Source organism: Psychrobacter communis, assembly GCF_014836505.1.
GTDB lineage: Bacteria > Pseudomonadota > Gammaproteobacteria > Pseudomonadales > Moraxellaceae > Psychrobacter > Psychrobacter faecalis.
The window spans coordinates 1-1,877 of sequence record NZ_JACSQR010000073.1; the positions used below are offsets into that span (position 1 = coordinate 1).

The window sequence follows — 1,877 nt, forward strand, 5'->3', positions numbered from 1 at the left end:
GGGGGATTCTAAAAGCAAAAGCTCTTAGGCGACTTTCTCACGACCGTCGCAAGTTTTCTGCTTCAACGGGCGACCTTTACTGCATCCTCCCTCCACAGACAAAACGGCATGTCCTGCCGCAAGAATATTACGAGCTGCATTAACATCTGCATTCGCAATATAACCACATTCAACGCACTCAAATTTTGCTTGGGTACGTCTATTTTCTTTTGCAACATGCTTGCATTCAAAGCAGGTTTGGCTTGTATAACGCGGGTTTACTTTAATCAGTAACCCGCCTTGCCATTGCTGTTTATACTCAAGCATAGTCAGCGCCATCGACCAACCCTGATCAAGAATTGATTTGTTCAATCCTGACTTGGCTTTGACATTGCGACCTTTATTTTCAAGAGTCCCGCTTGCAGATCCCGACATATTAACTACTTTTAAATCCTCACAGACAATCATGGCGTGGTTTTTGCTGATGTCAGTGCTGATTTTATGCAAGTAGTCATGGCGAATATTGGCAATGTGATGGTGAAGCTTTTGGATTTTACGGTTTTGCTTTTTCCAATTTTGGCTAAATAAGACCTTACGACTTAATTGGCGCTGTAGCTTTGCTAGTTTGCCTTGATTGGCTTTAAAGCTGCTCTTAGGTTTAAAGCACTGACCGTTTGAGCCGGTAACTAATTTACTGACACCTAAATCAATACCAATGGCGGTTTTAGAAGGGTGAATTGGGTTCTGTTCCAACTCTCGCTCAGTGCCAAACGACACGTACCAATGACCGGATTTCTTGCTGATGGTGACGTTTTTAATTATCCCAAGAATGTCTTGAGATTTTCTAAACTTTACAAAACCTACACCATTCGGTAGTTTGACACGATTGCCTTCAACACGGCAATATTTATCAAACTGTACCAAGCGTATTGAATCACACCCATCTGATTTGCGCTTGAAGCGCGGCATAAGCGGGCGTAATTGGATTTCTGTGCCATCAGCAAGCTTGAAGAACTTAGGCTTTTTAGGTTTTTTCTTATTCTCTTTCAATCGTGCATGAACTTTAGAGTCAAAAAAGCGTGACCAAGCAGAAGCGAGATCACGAATTTTTTGTTGTAAAGACACCGCGTTAGAGCTTGTTTTTAAGAAGGCAAACTCAGGATTTGCTTTAATATCCATGATTTTATTAACCAAATTGGTTGCATTAATAAACTCATTTTTAGCAAACATCTCAAACGATACCGCAAGCACTTGATTCCAAACAAAACGTGCAGAACCAACAAGGTTATTTAAGATAACCTCTTGTTCTGCATTAGGCTCAAGCCTAAATTTGTACGCTTTATTAATTTTCATAATGAATGCTTTATTGGTCAGTGTGTTCGTTATTTACACCATGTTATACTATATAAAATAAACACTAAAGGGTATTTATTACAATGAGTGAGATATATAAAAACCGTCATTCTGCTTATAATCTGCATGTGCATTTAGTATTCATCACTAAGTATCGCAAAAAGGTTTTAGCTGATAATCATCGTCAATACTTTAAAGAAGTTGTTGCTGAGATATGCAAGGATTTTGGTGCGGAACTCAAGGAATGTAACGGTGAAGGCGATCATGTTCACATGCTAATTCAATACCCACCAACGGTACAACTAAGTAAGATGGTTAATAATCTAAAGTCGGTCACAAGCCGGCGAATGAGAGCCAACTTCATTGACTTAAGGGCGGCTTATAATAAGCCTGTTTTGTGGTCACGCTCTTACTTTGCCGGCTCATGTGGCGGAGCGCCGTTGGAGATTATTAAGCAATACATTCAAAATCAGCAGAGTTAGGCTATACGAAATTCACCTCCACCCTAGCGTCGGGTGGAGTCCTCTTTCGTTAGATTGATAGAT

At 40.2% G+C, this 1,877-nt stretch carries 2 protein-coding genes; one reads left to right on the forward strand and one right to left on the reverse strand.

What is annotated here, in order from left to right; translation table 11 throughout:
* Positions 1–24 precede the first annotated feature (24 nt).
* Positions 25–1,332, reverse strand: coding sequence for an RNA-guided endonuclease InsQ/TnpB family protein (locus H9653_RS12300; RefSeq protein WP_191692580.1), 1,308 nt, complete (start codon positions 1,330–1,332; stop codon positions 25–27).
* 83 nt (positions 1,333–1,415) lie between these two features.
* On the opposite strand from H9653_RS12300, the gene tnpA reads away from it, so the two are divergent.
* The gene (gene tnpA, locus H9653_RS12305) at positions 1,416–1,814 is read left to right on the forward strand and encodes an IS200/IS605 family transposase (protein ID WP_068405507.1); all 399 of its coding nucleotides are present in this window, start codon (positions 1,416–1,418) and stop codon (positions 1,812–1,814) included.
* Positions 1,815–1,877 lie beyond the last annotated feature (63 nt).

Coding starts and splice junctions, on each gene's coding strand:
- H9653_RS12300 (WP_191692580.1), bottom strand. CDS start 1,332: ATGAAAATTAATAAAGCGTACAAATTTAGGCTTGAGCCTAATGCAGAA.
- tnpA (WP_068405507.1), top strand. CDS start 1,416: ATGAGTGAGATATATAAAAACCGTCATTCTGCTTATAATCTGCATGTG.